14 protein-coding genes are annotated in these 21,272 nt (G+C 64.4%); 4 read left to right on the forward strand and 10 right to left on the reverse strand.

From position 1 onward, the window contains the following. Positions 1 to 239: 239 nt before the first annotated feature. Positions 240 to 725: a cyclic nucleotide-binding domain-containing protein gene (locus NX775_RS15250; protein ID WP_221290483.1), complete on the forward strand. Its 486-nt coding sequence runs from the start codon at positions 240 to 242 to the stop codon at positions 723 to 725. Then, a complete protein-coding gene (locus tag NX775_RS15255; RefSeq protein ID WP_258836798.1) occupies positions 722 to 1,918 on the forward strand; it encodes an AI-2E family transporter in 1,197 nt (398 codons plus the stop codon). Before NX775_RS15250 ends, NX775_RS15255 begins: the two co-directional genes overlap by 4 nt. A gap of 71 nt (positions 1,919 to 1,989) precedes the next feature. On the opposite strand, the gene NX775_RS15260 is transcribed toward NX775_RS15255, so the two are convergent. From NX775_RS15260 to NX775_RS15280, 5 genes are all read right to left on the reverse strand, one after another. Beyond that, positions 1,990 to 4,269 carry a YgiQ family radical SAM protein gene (locus NX775_RS15260; RefSeq protein WP_258836799.1) on the reverse strand — a complete coding sequence of 760 codons (2,280 nt, stop codon included), beginning with the start codon at positions 4,267 to 4,269 and terminating at the stop codon, positions 1,990 to 1,992. Between the two features lie 106 nt (positions 4,270 to 4,375). Then, entirely contained in the window at positions 4,376 to 4,660 is a 285-nt protein-coding gene (locus NX775_RS15265; RefSeq protein ID WP_183555162.1) for a DUF4404 family protein, read from the reverse strand. Between the two features lie 193 nt (positions 4,661 to 4,853). Next, positions 4,854 to 7,013 (reverse strand): M3 family metallopeptidase, encoded by a 2,160-nt coding sequence (locus tag NX775_RS15270; protein ID WP_258836800.1) that lies wholly within the window; start codon positions 7,011 to 7,013, stop codon positions 4,854 to 4,856. A gap of 67 nt (positions 7,014 to 7,080) precedes the next feature. Continuing rightward, the gene (locus NX775_RS15275; protein ID WP_258836801.1) at positions 7,081 to 9,204 is read right to left on the reverse strand and encodes a M3 family metallopeptidase; all 2,124 of its coding nucleotides are present in this window, start codon (positions 9,202 to 9,204) and stop codon (positions 7,081 to 7,083) included. A gap of 91 nt (positions 9,205 to 9,295) precedes the next feature. Next, a complete protein-coding gene (locus tag NX775_RS15280; protein ID WP_258836802.1) occupies positions 9,296 to 11,437 on the reverse strand; it encodes a M3 family metallopeptidase in 2,142 nt (713 codons plus the stop codon). 193 nt (positions 11,438 to 11,630) lie between these two features. Here NX775_RS15280 and NX775_RS15285 point away from each other — a divergent pair, with 193 nt between their 5' ends. Further along, positions 11,631 to 12,923 (forward strand): GMC family oxidoreductase N-terminal domain-containing protein, encoded by a 1,293-nt coding sequence (locus tag NX775_RS15285; protein WP_258836803.1) that lies wholly within the window; start codon positions 11,631 to 11,633, stop codon positions 12,921 to 12,923. On the opposite strand, the gene NX775_RS15290 is transcribed toward NX775_RS15285, so the two are convergent. Both NX775_RS15290 and NX775_RS15295 read right to left on the reverse strand, forming a co-directional pair. Beyond that, positions 12,920 to 13,123: a SlyX family protein gene (locus tag NX775_RS15290; RefSeq protein ID WP_183555154.1), complete on the reverse strand. Its 204-nt coding sequence runs from the start codon at positions 13,121 to 13,123 to the stop codon at positions 12,920 to 12,922. The genes NX775_RS15285 and NX775_RS15290 overlap by 4 nt on opposite strands. A 99-nt stretch (positions 13,124 to 13,222) precedes the next feature. Further along, positions 13,223 to 15,292 carry a UvrD-helicase domain-containing protein gene (locus NX775_RS15295; protein ID WP_258836804.1) on the reverse strand — a complete coding sequence of 690 codons (2,070 nt, stop codon included), beginning with the start codon at positions 15,290 to 15,292 and terminating at the stop codon, positions 13,223 to 13,225. A gap of 218 nt (positions 15,293 to 15,510) precedes the next feature. Here NX775_RS15295 and NX775_RS15300 point away from each other — a divergent pair, with 218 nt between their 5' ends. Continuing rightward, positions 15,511 to 15,996 carry an SRPBCC family protein gene (locus NX775_RS15300; protein WP_258836805.1) on the forward strand — a complete coding sequence of 162 codons (486 nt, stop codon included), beginning with the start codon at positions 15,511 to 15,513 and terminating at the stop codon, positions 15,994 to 15,996. A gap of 30 nt (positions 15,997 to 16,026) precedes the next feature. Here NX775_RS15300 and NX775_RS15305 read toward each other — a convergent pair whose 3' ends face one another. The 3 genes from NX775_RS15305 to hemE form a co-directional block, all read right to left on the reverse strand. After that, a complete protein-coding gene (locus NX775_RS15305; RefSeq protein ID WP_258836806.1) occupies positions 16,027 to 17,466 on the reverse strand; it encodes a dihydrolipoyl dehydrogenase in 1,440 nt (479 codons plus the stop codon). Between the two features lie 67 nt (positions 17,467 to 17,533). Then, entirely contained in the window at positions 17,534 to 19,567 is a 2,034-nt protein-coding gene (locus NX775_RS15310) for a primosomal protein N' (protein WP_258836807.1), read from the reverse strand. A 549-nt stretch (positions 19,568 to 20,116) separates the two neighbouring features. Further along, a complete protein-coding gene (gene hemE, locus NX775_RS15315) occupies positions 20,117 to 21,199 on the reverse strand; it encodes a uroporphyrinogen decarboxylase (protein WP_258836808.1) in 1,083 nt (360 codons plus the stop codon). Positions 21,200 to 21,272: the final 73 nt, after the last annotated feature.

The following is a 21,272-nucleotide window of genomic DNA, read 5'->3' on the forward strand; positions in this document are numbered from 1 at the left end:
CCTCGAAAAGGCACTTGCACCCCACCTCGTCTCACGGCGCGCAGGGCTTTATAAAAACACCATTGATGTTGCTCTATGGAATTATGTTACACGTTTTTCAAGACTGGCGAGCGCACGCTTGACGCACCCTATGGACGCGCCGCCACACCGCTGTGCGCACGCGACGCTTTTTGATGCGTGGCAGCATCTGATCGCGGATAATCAAACGGACAACAGACCGCACCACCCTGGAGCACGCCTTGATTTTTCGTTTTCTCAAACCCCCGCGCATGTCGCCGCGCCTGCATCGGCTCAAGAGCTCATCGCTGTTTGCGGCGTTGACGCCGCTGGAACTGAAGATCGTCGACGGTCTGCTGCACGAGCGCCGCTATTTAAAAGACGAAATCATGTTCGACGAGGGCGAAGAAGGCCAGGCGCTGTACCTGTTGATGAGCGGCCGGGTACGCATCAGCCGCCTGCACGAGGGCATGACACAGGTCGTGGCCGAGCTCGAGCCGGGGGGTTTTTTTGGCGACCTGGCGCTGCTCGACAATTCGCCCCGCAATGCCCAGGCACGCGCCCTGGAACCGTGCGAAGTGGCCGTGTTCTTCCGCGCCGACTTTCTGGGTCTGATGGAAACCGACGCCGTGATCGGCTACAAGATCTCGCTGGCATTGGCGCGCCACATTGGCCTGCGCCTGCGTGAATGGATGGGCACCGGCCGGCCGCAGCTGGAAGCGCTGTGAGCACCCACCTCGACCCTGCCCACGGCCCCGAGCGCGCCGGCCCGGTCGTCTGGACCGGCATCATCGGCGGCACCTGCCTGCTCCTGCTGGTGGTGCAGAAGCTGCTGTGGCTGGCCCTGCCCTTCATCTTCGGCGCTGTCCTGTATTACATCCTGCTGGGCCCGATGCAGCGCATGGTGCGTTCAGGCTTTGGCCGAAACGCTGCCGCGCTGTGGGTCTGCACGCTGTTCTTTGCCCTGACCGCGCTGGCGCTGACGGCGGCCATGGCCTGGAGCGACGGCCCCGAAGAAGATTCATGGGAAGCGACGATCAGCCTGTATCTCGACGGCGGCGTCGCCTTCGTGCGCAATTCGATGGGTTTGCTGGAAGCGAAATTCCCGCTGCTGGCCGAGATGCGCCTGACCTCGACCGTCAACCGCGCGTTCACCAACTACACGAGCGACTTCGCGCAGAACCACCTGGGCGACATCGTCGTCGGCATCGTGACCTGGGTGCCGTCGTTGTTCCTGGCGCCGTTCCTCAGCTTCTTCCTGCTGCGCGACGGTGTGCGCTTCAAGAAGTTCCTGGCGCGCGCGGTGCCGAACGCCTACTTCGAGCCGGCGCTGTACCTGCTGCACGAAGTCGACCAGACGGCGCGCCGCTACTTCGAAGGCCTGCTCAAGCTGACGGTGCTCGACACGATCGTGCTGGCGCTGGGGCTGTGGATCATCGGCGTGTCCTCGCCCCTGCTGCTGGGCCTGATCTCGGCGGTGCTGGCCTGGGTGCCGTTCGTCGGCTCGATCGCCGGCTGCGCGCTGGTGGTCATCGTCGCCTCGACCGATGCGCCGGGCAACCCGCTGATGGCCTACGGCGCGATTGGCGTGTTCGTGCTGGTGCGCCTGCTGGACGACTTCATCTTCATGCCGGCCACGCTGGGACGCAGCCTGCACATCCATCCGCTGGTCACGGTGCTGATGATCTTTGTCGGCGGCATGCTGGCAGGCGTGGTGGGACTGATGCTGGTGCTGCCGCTGCTGGGCGTGGTGATGGTGATCGGCGAGACGCTGGGCGTCCTGGTCACGCACCCGCGCCTGCGGGCACGGCACCGCTATGCCAACTCGCTGCGCACGCGCCAGGCCAGCATGGACCTGGACATCGCGCGCGAACGGCGCGGGGCGCCGACGCCGAATGCGAAATTGAAGACCAAACCGTAGCGGACTACATTGCACTGCCCAAAAAAAACCGGCGCCCCAGGCGCCGGTTTTTTTTGTCCCTTTGATCGTGTTTATTTGCGCACGGTCTTCGGCTTGGCCTTGATGGTCGACAAGATCGACGGCTTGACCTTCGACGGCGGCGCCATGAACGGCGTGGTGGCCGGCGTGCGGTCGGTGCGGCCGCGCGGTGCGCCGGCGCCCATCGTGCGCTTCGGTGCGCCATCGGCTGGCCGCCCTTTCGGCGCCATGCCCGGCCCGCGGCGCTCTTCGCGCAGCGAACCGCTGGCCATCTCGCCACCCGGCGCCGGAATCAGGTGCCGGTCGCTGTTACCGATCAGGTCGCCACGACCCATGCGATACAGGCCTTCGCGCAGGATCGGCCAGTTCTCCGGGTCGTAATAGCGCAGGAACGCCTTGTGGAGTTTGCGCGTCTTGCCGCTCTTTGCCGTTTCGACGATTTCCGAATCCTCGGTTACCTTGGCCAGCGGGTTGCGGCGCGAGTGGTACATCGTCGTGGCCATCGCCATCGGCGTCGGCGTAAATGTCTGCACCTGGTCGAGCTTGAAGTTGTTTTTCTTCAGCCACAGCGCCAGGTTCAGCATGTCTTCGTCGGTCGAGCCCGGGTGAGCCGCGATGAAGTACGGGATCAGGTACTGCTTCTTGCCGGCTTCGAGCGAGTACTTGTCGAACATGCGCTTGAACTCGTCATACGCGCCGATGCCCGGCTTCATCATCTTCGACAGGGTGCCCGCTTCAGTGTGCTCAGGCGCGATTTTGAGCAGACCGCCGACGTGGTGGGTGACCAGCTCTTTGACGTACTCGGGCGAGCGCACGGCCAGGTCGTAGCGCAGGCCCGAACCGATCAGGATCTTCTTGATGCCGGGGATCGCGCGCGCCTTGCGGTAGAGCGAGATCAGCTTGCTGTGGTCGGTACCCAGGTTGCTGCAGATGGTCGGGTACACGCACGACAGGCGGCGGCAGCTTTCCTCGATCGTCTTTTCCTTGCACGCCAGGCGGTACATATTCGCGGTGGGGCCACCGAGGTCGGTGATGGTGCCGGCGAAGTTCTTGGTCGTGTCGCGGATCAGTTCGATTTCGCGCAGGATCGACGGCTCGGAGCGGCTCTGGATGATGCGGCCTTCGTGCTCGGTGATCGAGCAGAAGGTGCAGCCGCCGAAGCAGCCGCGCATGATGTTGACCGAGTAGCGGATCATTTCCCAGGCCGGGATGTGCGCCTTGCCGTAGCTCGGGTGCGGCGCGCGGGCGTAGGCCATGTCGTAGACATTGTCCATCTCGTCCATCGCCAGCGGCAGCGGTGGCGGGTTCAGCCAGACGTCGCGGTCGCCGTGCGCCTGCACCAGCGCACGCGCATTGCCCGGGTTCGATTCGAGGTGGAACACGCGCGACGTGTGCGCGTACATCACTGGGTCGACGCTGACCGTTTCAAAGCTCGGCAGGCGCACGACGGTCTTGGCCGCTTTTTCGCGGGCCGCGGCCTGGCGCTGCTCACGCGTCATGATCATGATCGGCTTGACCTCGGGCTCGGGCGCGGCGTTGTCGAGCGCGCAGGCTGTCGGGTCTTCCAGCGCCATCGCGTACGGGTTCGGCTGCTTGTCGATGCGGCCCGGCACGTCCACGCGGGTGGAATTGTGCACGCTCCACTCTTCGTCCGGCAGCCAGCCCAGCGGCACCAGGAACGCCGTGCCGCGCAGGTCGCGGATCGTCTTGATGTTTTCGCCCGCGGCGATGCGGCGCGTCAGGTCGACCAGCGCGCGCTCGGCGTTGCCGAAGATGAGCAGGTCGGCCTTCGATTCGAACAGCACCGAGCGGCGCACCTTATCGGACCAGTAATCGTAGTGGGCGATGCGGCGCAGCGAGGCTTCGATGCTGCCGGCGATCACCGGCACGCCCGGGAACGCTTCGCGGGCGCGCTGGCAATACACGGTCACGGCGCGGTCGGGGCGCTTGTTCGGCGCGCCTTCGGGTGTGTAGGCGTCGTCGGAGCGGATCTTGCGGTCGGCCGTGTAGCGGTTGACCATCGAATCCATATTGCCGGCGGTAACGCCCCAGTACAGATTGGGTTTGCCCAGTGCGCGGAACGGCTCGACCGAGGTCCAGTCAGGCTGGCTGATGATGCCGACCCGGTACCCCTGCGCTTCGAGCAGCCGGCCGACCAGCGCCATGCCGAAGCTCGGGTGGTCGATGTAGGCGTCACCCGTGATCAGGATGATGTCGCACGAATCCCAGCCCAATGCGTCCATTTCGGCGCGGGACATCGGGAGGAAGGGTGCGGTCGGGGCGCGGCTGGAGCGCTTGGCGACCGTCGCAAAGAGATTGGCAGGGGAGTTCATTGCCCGGCATTGTACCGGAAAACCATTTACGGAGCATGGAAGGCCCCGAAAAATGGCTTAAAATCAATGACTTGTGGCTATTAGCCTACTATTTCAGCAGCGCAGGTCAAATGCCCATGTTCGACAGGATCTGGCCCAGTTCGCGCAAGCCATGCTCGACGCGCGGGTGGCGGGCGGCAAAACTGGCTGCCAGCTCCTGCGTGCGCGAGCCCAGGCCATAGGTATTCGCATCGAGCTCCTGCTCAGCGCGGCGTTCGAGGACTTTCTCGATATCGCCATCGAGCTGGCGCAGCAGCGTTTCCAGTTCGACGTCGGTGTCGCCGGTTTCCTGCAGTTCGCGGTGCAGGGCTTTCAGGCGTGCCTTCAGGTCGGCATCGTGTTCGGGTTGCATCGTGGTCTCCGTGGATTGGTCGATTTCATTGTAAGGCATGGGGGGCGTGGGAGAGAACACGGGTGTGCGAGGGCGCAGAAGATATATGAACGCGTGGACGGCAGAGCCGTCCACCCTACGTAGGGTGGACGGATTCTCCGTCCACGCGGTGATCGCTACCGGTCAAATCACCAACGACCGACCAAGAAGCCCATCAGTTACCCGTCAACCCACGACGCTCCAGCAGCGGCTTGATATCCGCATCCTTGCCGCGGAAATTACGGTACATCTGCATCGCGTCCAGCGTGCCGCCACGCGACAGCAGCGTCTTGCGGAAATGGTCGCCGTTCTTGCGCGTCAGGCCGCCGTTGGCCTTGAACCACTCGACCGTGTCGGCGTCGAGCTTCTCGGCCCACAGGTAACCGTAGTAACCGGCCGAGTAGCCGCCCGAGAACGTGTGCGAGAAGTACGTGCTGCGATAGCGCGGCGGCACCAGAGCGAAGTCAACCCCGGCCTTTTTCAGTGCCTGCGCCTCGAACGCCAGCACGTCAGTCGGGATCTGGTTCGGCGCCAGCTGGTGCCAGGCCTGGTCCAGCAGCGCGGCGGCCAGGTACTCGGTGGTACGGAAGCCTTCGTTGAACTGCGACGACGCCTGCACCTTGTCGAGCAATGCTTTCGGCATCGGCTCGCCGGTCTGGTAATGCTTGGCATAGTTGGCCAGCACTTCCGGCCAGGCCATCCACATCTCGTTGACCTGCGACGGGAACTCGACGTAGTCACGCGGCACGCGCGAACCCGAGAAGCGCGGGTACTGCACGTCCGAGAACATGCCGTGCAGCGCGTGGCCGAATTCGTGGAACGTGGTGCGCACTTCGTCGTAGGTCAAGAGCGTCGGCTCGCCGGCGGCTGGCTTCGGGATGTTCAGGTTGTTGGCGATGACGGGCTTCGTGCCCAGCAGCTTGCTCTGGCCGACCCAGGCGTTGGCCCAGGCGCCGCCGCGCTTGTTCGAGCGGGCGTACGGGTCGAACGTGAAGATCGCCAGTTGCTTACCATCGACGTCGAACACGTCGAACACACGCACGTCTTCGTTGTAGCCCGGCAGGTCCTTGCGTTCCTTGAAGGTGATGCCGAATTCCTTGGTAGCGGCAAAGAACACGCCATCGACCAGCACGCGGTTCAGTTCGAAGTACGGGCGCAGCTGGCTGGCGTCGAACGAGTAACGCTCGGCGCGCACCTTGTCGCTGTAGAAGCTCCAGTCATACGCAGCGGCCTTGAAACCACCCTTCTCCGCATCGATCACCTTCTGGATATCGGCCGCTTCCTTCTTCGCGTTGTTCACGGCAGGCGTGGCCAGTTCGGCCAGCAGGCTGTTGACGGCGTCGGTGGTCTTGGCGGTCTGCTCTTCCAGGTTGTAGGCGGCGTGGTTCGGGAAGCCCAGCAGCACGGCGCGTTCGGCGCGCAGCTTGGCGATCTGCAGCACGGTGTTGCGGGTGTCGAATTCACCGCCACGGCTGCCGCGCGCCATCGATGCGGCCAGCAGTTTTTCGCGGGTGGCGCGGTTGGTCAGCACCGACAGCGATGCCTGCTGGGTGGTGTTGACGACCGGCAGGACGAACTTGCCATCCATGCCGCGCTTCTTGGCTTCGGCGGCAGCGGCGTCGATGGCCTTGTCGCTCATGCCCGCCAGTTCGGCGCGCGAATCGACGACCAGCGCCGACGCGTTGGCTTCTTTCAGCGTGTCTTGTGCGAACTTGGTTTGCAGGGCGGCCAGCTGGCTGTTGAAGGCCTTCAGCTTTTCCTTGTCGGCGTCCGACAGCTTGGCGCCGGCGCGCTCGAAGTCATTGTTGTAGCGGTCCAGCAGATAGGCCGATTCGCTGTCGAGCTTCAGGCTGGCGCGCTTGTCGTACAGCGCCTTGATGCGGGCGTACAGCTTGCCGTTCAGGCGGATCGCATCGCTGTGCTGCGACAGCTTCGGCGCGATGTCGCGGCCCAGCGCGATCAGCGTGTCATTGGTGTAGGAACCCGACAGCGTGCCGAAGGCGGTGCTGACGCGATTGAGCATGCGGCCCGAGCGCTCCATCGCCACGATGGTGTTCTCGAACGTTGGCGCCGCCTTGTTGTTGGCGATCTTCTCGATCTCCGCCGCGTGCTGGCGCATCGCTTCGGCGTAGGCCGGCGCGAAGTGCTCGTCCTTGATCTTGTCCCAGGCCGGGTAGTTGTATTGCAGGCTGCTCTCTTTGGCGAACGGGTTGCTCGCGTCGAACGGTGCCGCGGCGGTCATGGGCGCGGCGGTCGCTGGTGCGGGTGCGGCAAATGCGAAGTTGGCGACGGCGGCGCTGACCGCGGCGGCCAGGAGGATATGGGTACGTTTCATGTTCTTTTGCTCTTCACTATGAGGATAAGGACCTGCTGGCAGCCGGCGCAGGCCGGCTGCCCCGGCATCAGTTCAGGCCACGGCGCTCGAGCAGCGGCTCGATGACCGGATCGCGGCCACGGAAGGCGCGGTACATCTCGACCGCATCGACGGTGCCGCCCTTTGACAGCACCATGGTGCGGAAGCGGTCGCCGTTCTTGCGCTGCAGGCCGCCGTTTTCCTTGAACCACTCGCCGGCATCGGCGTCGAGGCGCTCGGCCCACAGGTAGCTGTAGTAGCCGGCCGAATAACCGCCGCCCATCGCGTGCGAGAAGTACGTGCTGCTGTAGCGCGGCGGAACCGGTGCGAAGTCCAGGCCCGCGTCCTTCAGTGCCTGCTGCTCGAACGTCTTCACGTCGGTCGGGATGGCCTTGGAGCCCAGCTGGTGCCAGCGCTGGTCGAGCACCGCAGCAGCCAAGTACTCGGTGGTGCGGTAGCCTTCATTGAACTTCTGCGACGCGCGCAGCTTGTCCAGCAGTTCCTTCGGCATCACGGCGCCGGTCTGGTAATGCTTGGCGTAGCTGGCCATCACCTCGGGCCAGGCCATCCACATTTCGTAGACCTGCGATGGCAGCTCGACGTAGTCGCGCGGCACGCTGGTGCCCGAGAAGCGCGGGTATTTCACCTTCGAGAACCAGCCGTGGGTTGCGTGGCCGAATTCGTGGAACGTCGTGCGCACTTCGTCCCAGGTGAGCAGGGTCGGCTCGCCTGCGGCCGGCTTGGTCAGGTTCAGGTTGTTGGTGATGACCGGCTTCTTGTCGAGCAGGAAGCTCTGGTCGACCAGCGAACTCATCCATGCGCCACCGCGCTTGTTCGGGCGCGCATACGGGTCGACCACGAAGATGGCCAGGTGGGCGCCGTTTTCTTCGAACACGTCATACACGCGCACGTCGGCGTCATAGGTCGGCAGGTCGGTGCGGCGCTTGAAGGTGATGCCCCACAGTTTGGTCGCAGCGAAGAACGTGCCTTTTTCCAGCACGTTGTCGAATTCAAAGTACGGCTTGAGCTGGTTGGCGTCAAAGGCGTACTTGGCGGTGCGCACCTTGTCGCTGTAGATCGCCCAGTCCTGCGCGGCCAGCTGGAAGCCGCCCTTCTCCGCGTCGATCACGGCCTGGATCTCGGCCGCTTCTTTCTTCGCATTGCGCACGGCTGGCGCGGTCAAATCGCCCAGCAGCTTGTTGACCGACGTGGTGTTCTTCGCCGTCTGGTCTTCGAGCGAGTAGGCGGCGTAGTTCTCATAGCCCAGCAGCTCGGCGCGTTCGGCGCGCAATTTCGCCAGTTGCAGCACGACGTCGCGGTTGTCGAATTCGCCGCCGCGGCTGCCGCGGATCATCGACGTGGTGAGCAGCTTTTCGCGCGTGGCGCGGTTGGTCAGCACGGCCAATGGCGCTTGCTGCGTGGTGTTGACGACCGGGATGACGAACTTGCCTTCCAGGCCGCGCTTGGTCGCTTCGGCGGCGGCAGCGTCGATGGCTTTGTCGGACAGGCCGGCCAGTTCGGCGCGGGTGTCGACGACGAAGGCCGAGGCGTTCACTTCCTTCAGCACGTTCTGGCTGAACTGGGTCTGCAGCGCGGCCAGCTTGCCGTTGTAATCCTTGAGCTTGACCTTGTCGGCCGCGGACAGGTTGGCGCCGGCGCGCACGAAGTCCTTGTAGTAGCGTTCGAGCAGGAATGCCGATTCGGCGTCCAGACCGAGCGTGGCGCGCTTGTCGTGCAGCGTCTTGATGCGGGCGAACAGGGCCGGGTTCAGGCGGATCGCGTCGCTGTGGGCCGCGAATTTCGGCGCCAGGTCCTTGTCCAGTGCCTGCAGCGTGTCGTTGGTGTACGAACCGGTCAGCGTGTAGAACACGGCGCGCACGCGGCCCAGCAGCTGGCCCGAACGCTCCATCGCCACGATCGTGTTGTCGAACGTCGGCGCCGCCTTGTTGTTGGCAATCTTGGTGATTTCAGCGGCCTGCTCGCGCATGCCTTCGTCGAACGCCGGCGCGAAGTGCTCGTTCTTGATCTTGTCGAAGGCCGGGTAGCCGTACTGCAGGGTGCTCGGCTTGGCGAACGGATTCGAGGCTGGCAGGGCCGCGCTGGCCGACTTGGAAAACGCGAGGGTGGCAAGGGCAACGCCAGCTGCGATCAGCAGCAGTTTTGGACGGTTCATGGAGTCTCTTGTGCGATGGGAGAAAAAGGGTACCTCAATGGCGCAGCGCGCCGCAGGCACCGCTCGTGACGGCGCATGCGGCGCGCAGGCATCAGTCGTTCGATGGCGTCGCGGTCAGGCCGCGGCGTTCCAGCAGTGGGCCGATGACCGGATCGCGGCCACGGAAGTTGCGGAACAGGTCCATCGCTTCTTGCGTGCCGCCACGCGAGAGCAGCGTCTTGCGGAAATGGTCGCCGTTCTTGCGCGTCAGGCCACCGCTTTCGGTGAACCACTTGACCGTCTCGGCGTCCAGGCGCTCGCTCCACAGGTAGGCGTAGTAGCCGGCAGAATAGCCGCCGCCCATCGAGTGCGAGAAGTACGCGCTGCGGTAGCGCGGCGGCACCGGAGCGTACGCGACGCCCGCATCGGCCAGCGCCTTCGCTTCGAAGCTTAGCACGTCGGTCGGCACCTGGTTTGGCGTGATCTGGTGCCAGCGCTGGTCGAGCAGCGCCGCCGCCAGGTAGGCCGTGGTGGTATAGCCCTGGCCGAACTTCTTCGATGCGACGACCTTGTCCAGCAAGTCCTTCGGCATCGGCGCGCCGGTCTTGTAATGCTTGGCGTAGTTGGCCAGCACTTCAGGCCAGGTCACCCACATTTCGTTGACCTGCGACGGATACTCGACGAAGTCGCGCGGCACGTTCGTGCCCGAGAATTTCGGGTACTTCACGTCCGAGAACATGCCATGCAGCGCGTGGCCGAACTCGTGGAACGCGGTGACCACTTCATCGTACGTCAGCAGCGTCGGCTCGCCATTTGGCGGCTTCGGAATGTTCAGGTGGTTGCCGATGACGGGTTTCTGACCCAGCAGGTGCGATTGCGAGACGTACTCGTTCATCCAGGCGCCGCCCTGCTTGTTGCTGCGTGCGTACGGGTCGAAGATGAAGATCGTCAGCAGCTTGCCGTCGACGTCGTACACGTCGAAGGTGCGCACGTCGGGGTCGTAGGTTGGCAGGTCCTTGCGTTCCTTGAACGTGACGCCGTATTCCTTGGTCGCGGCGAAGAACACGCCATCGACCAGCACGCGGTTCAGTTCAAAGTACGGGCGCAGCTGGCTGTCGTCGAAATTGAATTTCTCGGCGCGCACCTTGTCGGCGTACAGCGGCCAGTCCCAGCTTGCCACTTCGAATTTGCCGCCATCCTTGTTGATTGCAGCCTGGATCTCGACGGCTTCCTTCTTCGCGTTGGTGACGGCCGGCTTGGCCAGGTCGCCCAGCAGCTTGTTGACGGCGGCCGGATTGCGCGCGGTTTCCAGCTCTTGCGAGTAGGCCGCAAAGTTCGGGTAACCCAGCAGCACGGCGCGTTCGGCGCGCAGCTTGGCCAGGCGCAGCACCTGCTTGGTGGTGTCGAATTCGCCGCCCTTGGTGCCGCGCTCGAGCGAGGCTTTCATCAGGCGCTCGCGCGTGGCGCGGTGCGTCAGCACTGACAGGCCAGGCTGGATCGAGGTGTTGACGATCGGGATTGCGAACTTGCCCTTCTGGCCTCGCTTGGTGGCCTCAAGAGCAGCGGCATTGATCTCGGCGTCAGACAGCCCGGCCAGCTCGGCGCGGGTGTTGACGATCAGGGCGGCGGCATTCGCGCCCTTGAGCACGCGCTGCTGGAAGTCGGACTGCAGCGAGGCGATCTCGCCGTTGTAGGCCTTCAGCTTGGCCTGGTTGGCCGCCGACAGGTTGGCGCCGGCGCGCACGAATTCCTTGTAATAGCGCTCGAGCAGGTGCGTCGATTCGGCGTCCAGGCCCAAGGACGCGCGCTTATCGTGCAGCGCCTTGACGCGCGCGAACAGCTTCGCGTTCAGGTGGATCGCATCGGTGTGCGCCGCCAGCTTGGGCGACATCTCGCGATCGACCGAGTCGAGCGTGTCGTTGGTGTTGGCGCCGTGCAGATTGCTGAAGGTCGCGTTCACGCGCGCCAGCAACTGGCCGGATTTTTCCAGCGCCACGATCGTGTTGTCGAACGTTGGCGCCGCCTTGTCGTTGGCGATGGCCTCGACTTCGCGCAGTTCTTCGCGCATGCCGGCAGCGAATGCAGGCAGGTAGTGCGCATCCTTGATCTTGTCGAACGCCGGGTATTGCAGCGGCAGGCTGCTGGGCTTGGCGAACGGGTTGGAAGCGTCGAGGGCGGGTGCGGCAGGTGCTGCGATGGCGGAACACGCCAGCGCGACGCTGGCTGCCACGATGAGCAGTTGAGGACGGATCATGAGGTCTTTCGCTAACACTGAGGAAGGGCGCTGTCGCCAACGGCTCGACAGCAGTGCGCTGAAGATCATAGCAGGCTTGCATGGCGCTTGTAACAATTAAAAAGTACCGCAATGTATCAATCCGCAGCCCCTGTATTGACGTGCATACGGGGCGCGCCGTGCTAGCATCGGGGTCCTTTTGTGGCACCTTTCCATGACCCTTTCTTCCTCTTCCTTCGACGCCATCGTGGTCGGCACCGGCCCTGGCGGGGCCAGCGTCGCGCGCGAACTGGCGCGTGCCGGCAGCCGGGTCCTGCTGCTCGAACAGGGCGGCGGTGCGCCGCTCGCCGGCACGGTCACGCAGATGGCGTCGATGGCGGCCGTGCCCGGGCGCGGCGCTTTTGTGCACCGCGACGCGTCGCTGCTGGTGGGCGGCACGACGCTGGGCGGCAGCTCGGCGGTCAACTTCGCCACTGCGGCCGCGCCACCGGCGGCGTACTTTGCCGCGTACGGCATCGACCTGGCCCCGAGCCTGGCCGAACTGCGCGCGGAATTGCCGCTCGCGCCCCTGCCCGATACGCTGGTCGGCCCCATGGCCACGCGCATCATGACGGCGGCGCATGCGGCCGGCATCGACTGGAAAAAACTCGACAAGATGATCCGGCCGGCGCTGTGCCGCAGCGGCTGCTGGCGCTGCACCTATGGCTGCCCGTACGGCGCCAAGTGGAGTGCCCGCGATTTCGTCGAGCAGGCGGTGGGGCTTGGCGCCGTGCTGCAAACAGGCAGCCGCGTCACGCGCGTGCTGCTGGAGGAAGGCCGGGCCAGCGGTGTCGAGGTAAAGCATGGCGGGCAGCTGCAGACGATCCACGCGCCGCTGGTGATTCTGAGTGGCGGCGGCATCGGCAGCCCGCGCATCCTGCATGCATCAAGCCTGGGGCCGCGCGATGCGCCGTTCTTCAGCGATCCCGTGGTCGCCGTGATGGGCAGTGTGGCCGACATCGATGGCGGCGCCGAAGTGCCGATGGCGGCCGGCTGGCATGACCCCCAGGCCGGCATCGCGCTGGCCGACCTTACCTTGCCGCGTCCGATGTACCAGGCCTTCGCGACGCAGGTCGGGCGCGTGGACCGCTTGTTCGCGCACCGGCGCACCCTCAGCATCATGGTCAAGATTCGTGACGATATCAGCGGACGCGTCGGACCGCGCTGGGCCGACAAGCGCCTGAGCGATGGCGACCGCGCGCGCCTGCAGAAGGGCGAACGAATGGCGCGCACGATCCTGGAGGCGGCCGGCGCGCGGCACGTGTTCAAGAGCTGGCATTTCGCCGCGCACCCGGGCGGCAGCGTACGCATTGGCGCCGGAGTCGACGCCGATCTGCGCACACGTGCGCCGGGTGTCTATGTGTGCGATGCGTCGGTGATCCCGCAGCCATGGGGCTTGCCGCCGACACTCACCCTGCTGTGCCTGGGCAAGCGCCTGGGGCAGCACCTGGCGAATGGGGTGACTTAATAGTGCGGGGGCCGTTCGTTGAGTGGTGCCTGGCCGGCGTCGCGCAAGGAGCGCAGGTGGTCGGCCAGCTTGCCGACCATGGCTTCGAGCTCGTCGATACGGCGCTCCTGGCGGTAGATGGTCTTGTTCAGCTCATCGAGCAGGTCTTCCTGCTGGGAGAGCTTGATTTCAAGATTGACGAAACGTTCTTCCTGGTCCACGGCGCACTCCGGTAAAGCCGGCATTATGCCAGCAGTACAGGCTTGCCCGTGGATCAGCCCATGGCAGGTTGGAACCCGATACCGGCTCCCCGCAACCGTCTACTCCGGAACCGGCCTCGGTGTTGCCAGCAAGGCTTTCAAACTGGCCAGTCTTGCTTTCGGAGTGAGTATTTCCGACTCCATCGGCGCGGCCTCACCGACGTCCAGCGCCATTTCCTTGATGAAGCGCGACGGGTCGCAATTGACCAGCTCGCCGGCGCGCTTTCTTCGCTTGCACCAGCTCACGTGCAAGGTGCGCTGGGCGCGCGTGATGCCCACGTACATCAGGCGCCGTTCTTCCTGGATGCGGGCCGAGATCGTTTCGATGGAGGCGTCCGGGTCGCCCTTGTGCGGCAGGATGCCCTCCTCCACGCCGACCAGGTACACGTGCGGATACTCCAGCCCTTTAGAGGCGTGCAGCGTCGACATGCGCACGGCGTCCTGCTCTTCGTCCTGACCTTCGAGCATCGACATCAGCGCCACCATCTGCGTCAGTTCGAGCAAGTTCTTTTCTTCGCCATCGCGGTCGCGCCCGCCGCGGCCGCGGTCCTTGAGCCAGTTGGTAAATTCGAGCACGTTCTGCCACTTGGCCTGGGCCGCGCGGTCGTCGAAGCCTTCGTACAGGTAATGCTCGTAATTCATTTCCTTCATCATGTCGTCGAGCACCTCGGCCGCATGGTCGCCGGCGCCCAGCGGGCCGGGCCGTGTCGCGCGGTCTTCCAGCTCGCTGATGAAATGGCAGAAGTTGCGCACCGATCCCAGTTGCCGCTCGGCCAGCTTGGCTTCGATGCCGCCCTTGCGCGCTGCCTCGAACAGCGAGCAATTCCACTGCTTCGAAAATTCGCCCAGCACTTCGAGCGTGGCCATGCCGACCCCGCGTTTGGGCGTCGTGATGGCGCGGATGAAGGCCGGGTCGTCGTCCTGGTTGGCGATCAGGCGCAGGTAGGCAATGATGTCCTTGATCTCGGCCTTGTCGAAAAAGCTCTGTCCACCCGACATCGTGTACGGGATACGCTCCTTGCGCAGCGCCTGCTCCATCACGCGCGCCTGGTGGTTGCCGCGGTACAGGATCGCGAAATCGGACCAGTTGTTCTTGCGCTGAAAGTGCTCGGACGAAATCAGCATCGCGATCTGGTCGGCTTCCTGGTCGTCGTTCTGCATGCCCATCACCTTGATCGGCTCGCCCAGTCCGTGCTCGGACCACAGCGACTTCTCGAAGATTTTCGGGTTGTTGCCGATCACGGCATTGGCCGCCTGCAGGATGCGGGTGGTGGAGCGGTAGTTCTGCTCGAGCTTGATCACGCGCAGGTCGGGGAAATCGACCTGCAGCGTTTTCAGGTTCTCGACCGAGGCGCCGCGCCAGGCGTAGATCGCCTGGTCATCGTCGCCCACGGCGGTAAACATCGGCTTCTTGCCCAGGCCCGTCACCAGGAGCTTGACCAGCTCGTACTGGCAGGTATTGGTGTCCTGGTATTCGTCCATCAACAGGTAGCGCAGGCGGCGTTGCCAGCGGTCGCGGATCGGCTCGTTGTTACGGAACAATTCCACCGGCAAGCGGATCAGGTCATCGAAGTCGACCGCCTGGTAGGCCTGCAGCGTGGCCACATAGCTGCGGTAGACGCGCCCGGCCTGGGCCTCGTCTTCATCGCGCGCGGCCTTGATCGCGTCTTCCGGATCGACCAGGCCGTTCTTCCACAGCGAAATCGTGTTCTGGATGCGGCGGATTTCCTGTTTGTCGGTGCTCAGCGCCAGATCGGACACGATCGTGTAGCAGTCGTCGCTGTCCATGATCGAAAACTTGTCCTTCAGCCCCACCCCGGCCGCTTCCTGGCGCAGGATGCGCACGCCCAGCGAGTGGAAGGTCGACACGGTCAGTTGCTTGGCCTGCTTCGGCTGCTTGAGCAGCTTGGCGATGCGCTCCTGCATCTCGAGCGCCGCCTTGTTGGTAAAGGTCAGGGCAGCAATCGTGCGTGGATCGTAGCCGCAGTGCTCGATCATGTAGGCGATCTTTTGCGTGATCACGCGCGTCTTGCCGGACCCGGCGCCAGCGAGCACCAGGCAAGGGCCGTCCAGATACAGCGCGGCTTCGCTCTGCGGCCCGTTAAGGCCGAACTTTGGTGCGTTTGACATGGGGAAGTTTTCGGTGGGACAGAGAACGATTGTAACAATCTGGCGGGCGCAGCGGGCGATGTCGCGTTGCAGGCCACGCCGGATTGCAACAAGCCGCTGCCAGGGTTTGCTTACCGGCACGCTCCTGCGAGTCAGCCGGGGATCGGGTACCATGCGACCTTTGCCACGCGCTACGCCATGCGCGACGCGGCCGCCCTATTTTTCTGGAAATCTGCCCCATGAAATTCGAACATCTCGTCGAAATCAACGATCCGATGAACCCGCTTCTGGACACGCTCAGCCGCGAGCAGCTGTGGCACGGCCTGGTGCTGCGCGCCGAGCAGCCAAAACTGTTCATTCCGCACCTGGACGCCTGCGAGATTCTGGAGCGCGACGCCGGCGTCATGCGCCGCCGCCTGACCTTCGGTCCGCTGGTGATCGAAGACAAAGTCACCTTGACCCCGCTGCAGGAAGTGCATTACGACGTGCCGGCCCAGGGCGACATCGCCGCCTCGACCCTGCGCATGGTCATCGAGGCGCCGACCAGCGCCATGCTGCTGGTGCGTTTCTGCTACGACGACGGCATGGGCGAACACGTCGATCAGGCCAATGCGATGTACGACGAATTCAAGAAGTCGGCGTACGAAGAAGCCGACATCGACACCGTACGCATCCTGCGCCAGCTGGCCGGCCAGGGCAAGCTGGCCACCACGCTGCTCAACTGATCGATTGATCAACTGAATCAGCTGCACGGTTCAGAGACCCGGTTCGGTCTCGCCCGTGTGGGTGGTGCTCTCGCCCTGCGACAGATTGGTGGCCAGGTCGCGCAGCGCGGTGCGTACGCCTTCTTCGATCACCGGATGGTAGAACGGCATCTCCAGCATCTGGTCGACCGTCATGCGCATCTGGCACGCCCATGACAGCAGGTGGGCCAGGTGTTCGGCGCGCGGCGCGATCATCTCGGCGCCCAGGAACAGGCGCGAGCCATACTCGGCATACACCCGCAGCATTCCCTTGTTCTGCAGCATGACGCGGCTGCGGCCCTGGTTCTCGAACGACACGCTGCCCACGGCGAACTTGGGCTGGCCGCTCGCGGACAGGGCCCGATAACTCTTGCCCAGCGTGGCGATATTCGGCTCGGTGAAGGCCACCGCGATCGGCGTGCGGCGCAGGCCCGGGCGCACGTCGGGGTAGCGACCCGCATTGTCGCCGGCGATCTTGCCGTGGTCGGCCGCATCGTGCAGCAGCGGACGCTCGTTGTTGGCGTCGCCCGCAATGAAGATATGGCTGCCGCCGCACTGCATCGTGCGCGCATCAAACGTCGGGATGCCGTCATCGCCCCGCTCCAGGCCGGTCAGTTCGAGGCCCAGGTCATGCACGTTCGGCGTGCGCCCGGCCGCCATCAGCACGTACTGGAAGCGCTCGCTGCTTTCCTTGCCCAGCGCGTCGCGCACATGCAGCACCACCTCGTCGCCATCCTGCACCGCACCCACGATCTCGCTCTGGAACGCGATGTCGACTTCCTCGCCCAGCACGCGTGCAGCGCAGCGCAGCACTTCGGGGTCACTGATGTTGGCGATGGAGCCGCCGCGCGCGTAGAAACGCACGCGTACGCCGAGACGGCTCAGGGCCTGGCCCAGTTCGAGGCCGATCACGCCGGTGCCGATCACGGCCACCGAAGCCGGCAGGTCGTCCCAGTAAAACACGTCGTCGCTGGTGACGATGCCGGGACCGACGTTTTCGAGTTGCGGCAGGCGCAGCGGCGTCGAGCCGGTGGCGATGACGACGCGCCCGGCGTGGATCTCGGTATGGTCGTCGACCTGCAGCGTGCACGGGCCGGTAAAGCGCGCGTGGCCCTGCAGGCGGTCCTGGGCGGGGATGGCTTCCACGGCCTCGAGCACGAAACCGACGAAGCGGTCGCGTTCGCGCTGCACGCGCGCCATCACGGCCGGGCCGTCGATCCGCACCTCACCGGCGTGCACGCCAAACGGACCGGACGTGTGCAGCGCGTGCGCCGCGTCGGCCGCGGCGATCAGGAGCTTGCTCGGCATGCAGCCGACCCGGGCGCAGGTGGTGCCGTAGTGCGCCCCCTCGATCACCACGGTGCGCGCGCCCTGCGCTTTTGCCGCGCGATAGGCGGTCATGCCGGCGGTGCCGGTGCCGATGACGGCGACATCCACATTCAATTGTTTCATGGTGCTCTTTCGCTGTTTCTTTCGCTGTTGACAGGCAAAACGATACGCTATTTCACGCGCAACCGACTCAGATATCAAGCGGATCGACTTCGAGCGACCACTTCACGCGGGCCTTCATGGCCCGCAGCGCTTCCATCCACTCGCGCAGGAACGCCTGCAGGGCCGGGCGCGAGCTGGACTCCACCAGCAGCTGGGCGCGGTCCATATTGTGCACCCTCGTCATCGTCATCGGGATCGGGTCGTTGATCAAAATCCCGTCGTGCGCCAGGCAGTCGCGCGCACTTTCCAGAAACGCGATCGCGATCGGCAGCTCGCGCGCTTCGGCCCGCAGCAAGGCCTGGTACATGTACGGCGGCAGACCCGCTTCGCGCCGTTCGTCGAGCAACTGGCCGGCGAAACGCTCGTAGTCGTGGCGCATCACCGCGCCGTACAGCGGATGCTGCACATAACGCGTCTGCACCAGCACCTCGGACGGCGCCCCGGCGCGCCCCGCCCGCCCCGCCACCTGCATCAGCTGCGCGAACAGGCGCTCGCTGGCGCGGTAGTCCTGCGAAAACAGGGCCGTATCCGGGTTCAGGATGCCCACCAGCGTGAGCTTCTTGAAGTCGTGGCCCTTGGCGACCATCTGGGTGCCGATCAGGATATCGACCTCGCCCCGGTGCACGCTGTCGAACGCCGCCTGCGCGCTGCCCTTCAGGCGCGTGGAGTCGGCATCGATGCGCAGGATGCGCGCCTCGGGGAACATCGCCCGCAAGCCCTCTTCGACGCGCTGCGTGCCCCGGCCCAACGGCTGGATATCGACGTTGCCGCAGGTGGGACACGAGCGCGGGATGCGCAGTTCCAGGCTGCAGTGGTGGCAGCGCAGCCGGTTCTCGGGCTTGTGCAGCACCATGAAGGCGGTGCAGCGCGTGCAATCGCTGATCCAGCCGCAGGCGTCGCACGAAATCACGGGGGCGTAGCCGCGCCGGTTCAAAAACAGCAGCGATTGCTCGCCGCGCTCCAGGCGCAGACGCAGCGCAGCGACCATCTCGGCGGTCAGGCCATCGCGCCCGCGGTCGCGCTCCATGTCGATCAGGCGCACGCGCGGCAGCACCGCGTCCTGCACGGCGCGCTCGCGCAGGTCGAGCCGTTTATAACGTCCCGAGCGGGCGTGGTGCCACGATTCGAGCGATGGCGTGGCCGAGCCGAGCACGATCGGAATGCCCAGCTGGTGCGCGCGCCAGACGGCCAGGTCGCGCGCCGAATAGCGCAAGCCTTCCTGCTGCTTGTAGGACGGGTCGTGCTCTTCGTCGATCACGATCAGTTGCAGGTGCGGCAGCGACGCCAGCAGCGAAAGCCGCGTGCCGAGCACGATGCGCGCTTGCCCCAGGTGCGCGGCCAGCCAGTGCAGCATGCGCTCGCCCTCGGACAGGCTGCTGTGCAGCGTGGCGAGCATCATGCCCGGGAAGCGCGCCCGGATATTGCCTTCGAGCTGCGGCGTGAGGTTGATCTCGGGAACCATGATCAGGATCTGCGCCTGTGGGTCGCGCGCCAGCACCTGGGCGCAGGCTTGCAGATAGACCTCGGTCTTGCCGCTGCCAGTCACGCCCCATAACAGGAACGGTTTGAAACCGGTGGCGCCACCGATGGCGTCGGCTGCCTCCTGCTGGGCCGTGTTCAGCACGGGCATGCCCACTGCGGTCGCGTCCTGCCCGGCGTCGAGCTTTGCCAGTTTTTTCAGCGCGCGCCCCAGTGCCACTGTTTTGGGCACCCGCAGGTTCTTCGGCAGGCCGGGCAACGCGACTTCGCCGAGCGGGCGCTGGTAGTACTCGGCGGCGAACCGCGCCAGCGCCAGCCAGCGCCCGGACAGCGGGGCCAGCTCGCCCCGCACGGCCAGCGCATCCTTGAGTTTTTCGGGCGGCACATCGCTGGTGGACTTGACCGCGACGATCAGGGCCATCACCTCGCGCCGCGCAAACGACACCAGCGCCAGCTGGCCGGGCAGCGGTTCGTCACCCGGCTGGCAGGGCCAGCGGTAGTCGAAACTGCTGTTGAGCGGCGTATCGATCACGACTTCGAGGAAGCAGTGCGGTGTGACCGGTGCTTGGTTGCTGGTTGACAATCTAGGCCCTGTGCAAATCTGTGGAGAACTTTGTGAATAGTCGGGGACTTGACCCCATCAAAGGTTTACGTTAGATCAAGTCCAGGACGATAATTCCTCAATTCAAGACAATTTTAGTCTTTGTAATCAATGACTTGAAAAACCGGCCAAAAACCTGTTAACAACCTTGACCGCATTCGGCTGCTTGTGCATAACTCTGCAATTTTCCGTGGAAAACTCGCTGCGCTGCGTCATACAGTTAAGGCAATACATGAAGTTTCACGCTAAGTCCCGGTAAACCAAGTACTTTTCCCCACGCTGCCAGCGCCTGTTGATAACTTTGTGAACAAGGCCCCGAATCGCACTGAATTCTCTTGAACAACGTTCATCGGAAAACCAGCCAGATCGCATAACAGCAGAATAAAATACTTATGAATCATTGGCTTAGGTGAAAACACGAAAAGCCGAGATGTCCACAGGTCGCTTTACAGGATTTGCGGAAGTTGTGAACAAGTGATGGTGTCGGCTTGCAATCGTGCTTTCGCGAAACGAGTGCAAGCCGTGACGGGATTACTGGGCGCGCTGCTTGCGGCTGAAGCTGTGCACCGCTTCGACCATCGCGGTGACCGATTCCGGCGGGGTAAATTGCGAGATGCCATGGCCCAGATTGAACACGTGGCCGTGGCCGTTCGATGGCGTGCCATAGGCCGTCAGCGAGCGCTCGACTTCCGCTGCGATCTGCTCCGGCGCGGCAAACAGGATCGCCGGGTCGAGGTTGCCCTGCAGCGCCACACGGTCACCGACCAGCGCGCGGGCAGTGCCCAGATTCACGGTCCAGTCCAGCCCCAGCGCATCGGCGCCGATGTCCGCCATCTGGTCAAGCCAGATGCCGCCGCCCTTGGTGAACACGACTGCCGGGATGCGCACGCCGTCTTTTTCGCGCTGCAGGCCGGCCAGGATTTGTTGCATGTAGTGCAGCGAGAAGGTCTGGTAGGCGCCATCGGCCAGCGCCCCGCCCCACGAATCGAAGATCATCACGGCTTGCGCGCCGGCGTCGATCTGCGCGTTCAGGTAGGCGGTGACGGCCTTGGCATTGATGTCGAGGATGCGGTGCATCAGGTCCGGCCGGCTGTACAGCATCTTTTTGACGGTGTGGAACTCGCGCGAGCCGGCGCCTTCAACCATATAGCAGGCCAGCGTCCATGGGCTGCCCGAGAAACCGATCAGCGGCACGCGGCCATTGATGGCGCCGCGGATTTGCGTGACGGCCTTGAACACGTAATCGAGCGAGGCCATGTCGGGCACTTCCAGCGCGTGGACTTGCTCTTCGGTGCGCAGCGGACGCTCGAACTTCGGGCCCTCGCCATCGGCGAAATACAGGCCCAGGCCCATCGCGTCAGGAACGGTCAGGATGTCCGAGAACAGGATCGACGCGTCCAGCGGGAAGCGGTCGAGGGGCTGGAGCGTGACTTCGGTGGCGTAATCGGGATTTTTTGCCAGGCCCAGGAACGAGCCGGCGCGCGCGCGGGTGGCGCGGTATTCCGGCAGATAGCGGCCCGCCTGGCGCATCAGCCAGACCGGGGTGTAGTCGGTCGGCTGGCGCAGCAGCGCACGCAGGAAGGTGTCGTTCTGGAGCGGGGCAAATTGTGGCATGGGAGGCATCGGTTTGATAGGCAGACGCCTATTATCGCATTCTTGGGGGCGCACTATAATGCTCGTCCACCCT

The sequence above is a fragment of the Massilia aurea genome, assembly GCF_024753205.1.
Lineage (GTDB): Bacteria > Pseudomonadota > Gammaproteobacteria > Burkholderiales > Burkholderiaceae_D > Telluria > Telluria aurea.

Excerpts from the sequence above, each read along its gene's own strand:
- hemE (WP_258836808.1), bottom strand. The coding sequence starts at position 21,199 with ATGCCACAATTTGCCCCGCTCCAGAACGACACCTTCCTGCGTGCGCTG.
- NX775_RS15300 (WP_258836805.1), top strand. The coding sequence starts at position 15,511 with ATGAAATTCGAACATCTCGTCGAAATCAACGATCCGATGAACCCGCTT.
- NX775_RS15285 (WP_258836803.1), top strand. The coding sequence starts at position 11,631 with ATGACCCTTTCTTCCTCTTCCTTCGACGCCATCGTGGTCGGCACCGGC.
- NX775_RS15305 (WP_258836806.1), bottom strand. The coding sequence starts at position 17,466 with ATGAAACAATTGAATGTGGATGTCGCCGTCATCGGCACCGGCACCGCC.
- NX775_RS15260 (WP_258836799.1), bottom strand. The coding sequence starts at position 4,269 with ATGAACTCCCCTGCCAATCTCTTTGCGACGGTCGCCAAGCGCTCCAGC.
- NX775_RS15275 (WP_258836801.1), bottom strand. The coding sequence starts at position 9,204 with ATGAACCGTCCAAAACTGCTGCTGATCGCAGCTGGCGTTGCCCTTGCC.
- NX775_RS15280 (WP_258836802.1), bottom strand. The coding sequence starts at position 11,437 with ATGATCCGTCCTCAACTGCTCATCGTGGCAGCCAGCGTCGCGCTGGCG.
- NX775_RS15270 (WP_258836800.1), bottom strand. The coding sequence starts at position 7,013 with ATGAAACGTACCCATATCCTCCTGGCCGCCGCGGTCAGCGCCGCCGTC.
- NX775_RS15265 (WP_183555162.1), bottom strand. The coding sequence starts at position 4,660 with ATGCAACCCGAACACGATGCCGACCTGAAGGCACGCCTGAAAGCCCTG.
- NX775_RS15295 (WP_258836804.1), bottom strand. The coding sequence starts at position 15,292 with ATGTCAAACGCACCAAAGTTCGGCCTTAACGGGCCGCAGAGCGAAGCC.